The sequence below is a fragment of the Salicola sp. AFF1 genome (assembly GCF_056783195.1).
This window is the reverse complement of the sequence record NZ_JBXAYL010000054.1, coordinates 1-5041: the sequence shown is the minus strand read 5'-3', so window position 1 is coordinate 5041 and position 5041 is coordinate 1. Positions and strand designations below refer to the sequence as shown.

The window sequence follows — 5041 nt, the reverse complement described above, 5'->3', positions numbered from 1 at the left end:
ACGGTGACCATTGGGGATGCCGGGGTAGACAGCGCCCCGCCAGCGGCCACCGCGCCCAATACCGGCGGTGAATCGGGCGAAGCGCCCGAGAAAAGCACGTCGGATACCGAGAACGCGTTTGTCAGGAGCGGCCAGGCCGCGGGGGCAAAGAGCACGTCTGAAACGCCCGAGCGCAAGTACGGCGGTAAGACGCTGCCTTGCGGTGGCCAGGATGCGACCAACTGCACTGTGTTCAAGGACCCGGAGACTGCACATAAAACGGCTGAGACGTGGCGCAACCCCCGTGTTGAAGACGGTGTCGCGCATCCCCTAGAGGGAACCACGGGCACGCCCAAAAAGATTCCTAAGTCGGAAGAGGCCGGGCAAAGCTGTTCGCGCGAATTCCAGGATAAAACCTATTGGGTCAACAAGGATCCTGATGGCTTTCCTGAGTTCACCACCTTGGAAACCTATATTGATGACACCAACATTAACAACCCCGATGAGGGTGCTCATTTCGCCGAGGCTAATGGTAAAGTTAAACAGCTTTTGAAAAGCAATCCTGGGTTGGAATCGGAACTGGGACTGGACAAGCGCCAAATGAAATTTTTCATGTCAGAGCCACCCAAAGCAAAAAGCCCTCCGGGGCTCACGTGGCATCACCATCAAGACGTAGGGAAAATGCAATTGGTGGATGAACAGCTTCATAAGCGGTTTAGTCACGTAGGTGGCATGGAAATCTGGGGAGGTGGCAGACCGTGACAATCCTAAACAAGCTAGAGCTGGACGATTACCTTTATATTGATCTACCCACGGACCAGGATCTGACGGAAGCAGAAGCCAAGCTGGGTATTAAATTCCCCTATCTGTTTAGAGAAGCACTCAAAATTGGAGCGGGTAAAGATCCTGAGAACATTTCAGTAAGTACGGAAGATGGCTACAAACCCAGTTTCAGATGCTTCTATCATCCATTTTTGGATAGTGATGAACCCCATGCCTTGAGCGTTTCGGACCTTGCGTCCTTCGGATACGGAGATAAGTTGCTGGTTTTTTCAGATAGCGGCGGAGTGCGTTATTGCTTGGATTACCGGCAGGACCCCCAAAACCCTCCAGTAAAGCTATTCTTTCCGAGTGCAGAAGACGGGTCTGAGGACGCATTCCTTCAAGTTGCCGATAATTTTGAGGATTTTTTAATTAAGTACACCCTGGATCGAGCATGATCATGCAGTCGATAGGGAGCGGGTCATGCGTAAGCAATGGCTTGGTTGAGTGGGAAGACTACACCTATCTCGATGATGACGGTGAAATCCCACTACCTCTACCTACAGAGGATGACATTAAGGCCCTAGAAACCACTCTTAACATGAAGTTCCCGGAAGACTTTCGGGAAGAATTAAAGGCGCATCAGGGGCAGTCTCCCGTGCAGTGTGTTGCATCGAACAAAGCCACTGTGAGGTGCCTGTATCATTCATTTCAAGACGGTCAACGCGCTCCGTTTTACTCAATCGCGGATGCTTGGAATCGACAGATTGAAGCAGGCTACGATCCCAAAATCGTTCCATTTTCGGATTGCGGAAACTCGTATTTTTGCCTGGATTACCGCAACAGTGGTAGCGCCCCCTCAGTCACCTTTGTGATCGGCGACTATGAACCTGGTGACGCCGAAGCGTACGTGCCCTTGGCGGCCACGTTTACTGAATTTTTGGGGCAGCTCCAGGAATAAACAATAATCGACGGCGGTTTTGAGGCGACCGACGAGCTCAGCAAAAAGCCCTCCGAGGCTCACGTGGCATCACCATCAAGACGTAGGGAAAATGCAATTGGTGGATGAACAGCTTCATAAGCGGTTTATGCATGTTGGCGGGATGGAGATATGGGGAGGGAGTCGCGGTGCCTGAGCAAATTTTGTGGGGTGAATACCTTAACTGGCGCAAGTATATAACTGTGGACGGGGCTGATTTCCCATTGCCGAGCGAGAAGGATATCCAGACTGCTGAAGCCGAGCTTGGGGTAACTTTTCCTGAGGAATACAAGCAGGTCCTGATGGTACATCAGGGACAGGTCCCGAGCGCTTCAGTCGCAGTGGGTGAAGCTGTAGAGCCTGTAGGGTGTTTGTTTCATGTTTTTCTTGACGGGCCTCAGAAGGGATACAGCATATTCGCTAAGCGCCGTCGACTTCTTGAAGATAACGCGGATCACCTAGTTCCGTTCACTGATAACAGCAGCAGCTCTCGGTTTTGTTTCGATTTTTTCGCCGATAAAACAAACCCTCCCGTTGTATTCGTAGATAGTGATCTTGATATAGAAGATCCCGACGCTATTGTGACTGTTGCGCAATCGTTCGCTGATTTCCTTCAAGCGTTAAAACCGACCTAGCGCCCTCTAGGGGCGGGTCGACCGCTCAATTTGGAATTCCCCCCCAATACGTTTACACGCCCGTTTCGGCCATACTGGTGGAATGTCGATATGGGGAGGAGGAGGACGCAAATAATGGCTATTCAATGGAGCACATACCTAACGGTCGATGGGAAGCCTTTACGCGAAGCGTCCGAGAGTGAGCTTGATGAGTTGGAGAGAGTTTTTGGGAACAAGTTACCGGATGATTTCAAAGAGTTGGTTAAAAAGCATCAGGGGCAGAACCCTGATAACTTCAAAGTAATACTCCCCAAAGGCAGCAAGCCGGGGTTTACGTGCATCCTCCACGCGTCTGACAACGATCCTGATTTAAAACAAGTGCGGGGATACAGTATTGAATTCATGACAACCATGGCAGAAGAAGAAGGGGAACACGAAAATATTGTGGTTTTCGCGCATAGCGGCAATAGCGGGTATGCGCTTGATTACAACAACGATCCCGAGAATCCGGAGGTTGTGTTTATCGATGGCGATTTCGAGGCCGACGACGAGCGCAGCAAAAAGCCCCTGGCTAAGTCCATCACCGAGTTCCTGGAAAAGTTCGAGACCCCGGAAAGCTGATCCACTGAAAACGGACAATCATCAGGCCGCTGAGCCGGCCTTTCTGTTGCCCTGTTGCTCGGCATAGGCCCGCTTTCTATAGCTCTCACCGCTGAGTTCAACCACGTGAGCGTGATGGATCAGTCGGTCGATGGCAGCCACTGCCATCATGTCGTCCGGGAAGATGCTGTCCCAGCTGCTGAACGGCTGGTTGGAGGTGATCAGCACACTGCCCGACTCGTATCGATGCGCAATGAGTTCGAACAGTACCGAGGTCTCAGCCTCGCTGCGTTTGACGTAGCCAATGTCATCGATGACCAGTAAGCGGTACTTGTCGAGTTTCAACAGGGCATCGGTCAGTCGCAGAGCCTGCTTGGCTGCCTGGAGCTCCTGCACAAGAGCGGATGCGGCGTAATAGCGTACGCGCAGTCCCTGCTCGATGAGCGCGTGGGCAATGGCGGAAGCCAGATGGCTTTTTCCAACCCCACTGGGGCCGAACAGCAGCAGGTTGCGGGCCTGATCGATCCATGCGGTCTCGCAGGCGAGTGCGCTGAGCTGATTGCGATCGGCCCCATCGATGGCCTGGAAGTCGAACGCCTCCAGGGTCTTGCCGCTGGGCAGGCGAGCCTCTTTGAGATGGCGCTCCAGGCGTCGGCGCTCTCGCTCGGCAAGTTCGTATTCGCACAGGGTGGCCAGGGTCTGCGCGACACTCCAGCCGTGGCTGGTGGCGCGTTCGGTAACCTCCTCGCAGCACCCGGCCATTGTGGGCAGGCGCAGTTGGCGTAAAAGCAGCGCCAGAGTAGTGGCATCAGCCATTGGCAGTCTCCTTGAGCAGGGTGTCGTAGTCCGCCAACGGGTGCTGGCGTGAGTAAAGCGTGGGGACAGCCGCAGCAGGACGCTGGCATGAGAAGCGTGCCTGGAGCTCGCCCAGTGTCGGGCAGTGCCCGTTTGCCAGAGCCTGGCTCCAGTACTCACCGATTGCTTCGGCGCAGTCACGATCCGCTGCCAGGCGCAGTGCCCCGACCACGCGCTTGCACACATCCTCAGTGCTTAACTGCGTACCAAGACGCTGGTAGAGACGGCGCCAGTTGTCGTCCGGCAACAGATCATCCCGGAAGGCCAGCCCGGCGAGCGCTCGTGGCTTGCGCACCAGCCAGCTGATGACATGGCGGTAGTCGATGCAGCGCTGGCGCCCTCCGCCGGGAGTCGTTCGAACCCGGGGCAGCGTCAGCAGTTGCTGACCACCATGGTGGAGCACAAGCCGGTCGTCGTAGGCATGGACGCGCAGCCGCTCACCGATCAGCCTCGCCGGTACCGAGTACAGCACCCGTGAGTAGGTGAACGTGCTGGAGCTGGTCACCCGCACCAACGCTTCGGTGTAGTTGACGCCACGGCCACAGGGCAGCGGGGCCAGCTCGGCTCGCTCGGCGGCAATACGCGAGGCGTTGCGCCGGTTGATGCTGGCGGCCACCTCGTCGATAAACGCCCGATAGGCATCAAGGCTGTCGAAGTCCGTTGAGCCGCGCAGCTTGAGCCTTTGGCGGATCCGGCGTTTGAGATGGCCATGGGGAGACTCAACGCTGGCGTTCTCGTGCCCTCGACCCGGATTATTGCGACTCGGGCGCATCCCGTAGTGCTCGCACAGGGTCTGATAACGCTGCGTGATGTCACGCTGGGCCTGCTCGTCCAGGTTCTTGAACGCCGCTGAGAGGCTGTCCGTGCGGTGTTCCGCCGGGACACCACCGAGGTGTTCAAGCGCCTCGGTGAGGCTCTCGGCCAACGCTGTGAAACTCTCACCGCCAAGAATGACCCGCGCATGGCACCAACCGCTGTAGGCGAGACGGAAGTGGTAAAGCCGATGATCAAACACCTGGCCACCTACCGTGATCGTGACGTCCTTGAGCAGGGTGAAATCCGATAGCCCGCGGTGTCCCGGCTCATGATGCTGGGGGAACATCACCTCCTTGTCCGGGCCGTGTTGAGCACGCCAGGCCTTCACGCGACGCTGCAGCGTGCGCAACAGATGATCGGGGTAGGCTCCGGGGTAACGCTCCTGGAGCCACTCCAGAAGTGTCAACGCCTGTAGCTCCGGCTCTCTGGTGAGCTC

8 protein-coding genes are annotated in these 5041 nt (G+C 56.0%); 6 read left to right on the top strand and 2 right to left on the bottom strand.

From position 1 onward, the window contains the following. The 6 genes from AC1RQI_RS16190 to AC1RQI_RS16165 all read left to right on the top strand — a co-directional run. Nucleotides 1-741: HNH endonuclease (locus AC1RQI_RS16190; protein ID WP_481905647.1), on the top strand; the 741-nt coding region annotated here is incomplete at its 5' end. Then, nucleotides 738-1199, top strand: coding sequence for an SMI1/KNR4 family protein (locus AC1RQI_RS16185; RefSeq protein WP_481905646.1), 462 nt, complete (start codon nt 738-740; stop codon nt 1197-1199). The genes AC1RQI_RS16190 and AC1RQI_RS16185, both read left to right, overlap by 4 nt. Next, nucleotides 1196-1702 (top strand): SMI1/KNR4 family protein, encoded by a 507-nt coding sequence (locus tag AC1RQI_RS16180; protein ID WP_481905645.1) that lies wholly within the window; start codon nt 1196-1198, stop codon nt 1700-1702. Before AC1RQI_RS16185 ends, AC1RQI_RS16180 begins: the two co-directional genes overlap by 4 nt. A 19-nt stretch (nt 1703-1721) precedes the next feature. Next, the gene (locus AC1RQI_RS16175) at nt 1722-1877 is read left to right on the top strand and encodes an HNH endonuclease (RefSeq protein ID WP_481905644.1); all 156 of its coding nucleotides are present in this window, start codon (nt 1722-1724) and stop codon (nt 1875-1877) included. Beyond that, nucleotides 1870-2355: an SMI1/KNR4 family protein gene (locus tag AC1RQI_RS16170; protein ID WP_481905643.1), complete on the top strand. Its 486-nt coding sequence runs from the start codon at nt 1870-1872 to the stop codon at nt 2353-2355. Before AC1RQI_RS16175 ends, AC1RQI_RS16170 begins: the two co-directional genes overlap by 8 nt. A 114-nt stretch (nt 2356-2469) precedes the next feature. After that, entirely contained in the window at nt 2470-2955 is a 486-nt protein-coding gene (locus tag AC1RQI_RS16165) for an SMI1/KNR4 family protein (RefSeq protein WP_481905642.1), read from the top strand. Nucleotides 2956-2976: 21 nt separating this feature from the next. On the opposite strand, the gene istB is transcribed toward AC1RQI_RS16165, so the two are convergent. Together istB and istA are read right to left on the bottom strand one after the other, a co-directional pair. Further along, nucleotides 2977-3750, bottom strand: coding sequence for an IS21-like element helper ATPase IstB (istB, locus tag AC1RQI_RS16160; RefSeq protein WP_481905641.1), 774 nt, complete (start codon nt 3748-3750; stop codon nt 2977-2979). After that, nucleotides 3743-5041 (bottom strand): IS21 family transposase (gene istA, locus AC1RQI_RS16155; RefSeq protein WP_481905640.1); only part of this gene is annotated, 1299 nt, incomplete at its 5' end. The genes istA and istB, both read right to left, overlap by 8 nt.

Excerpts from the sequence above, each read along its gene's own strand:
- istB (WP_481905641.1), bottom strand. The coding sequence starts at position 3,750 with ATGGCTGATGCCACTACTCTGGCGCTGCTTTTACGCCAACTGCGCCTG.
- AC1RQI_RS16180 (WP_481905645.1), top strand. The coding sequence starts at position 1,196 with ATGATCATGCAGTCGATAGGGAGCGGGTCATGCGTAAGCAATGGCTTG.
- AC1RQI_RS16165 (WP_481905642.1), top strand. The coding sequence starts at position 2,470 with ATGGCTATTCAATGGAGCACATACCTAACGGTCGATGGGAAGCCTTTA.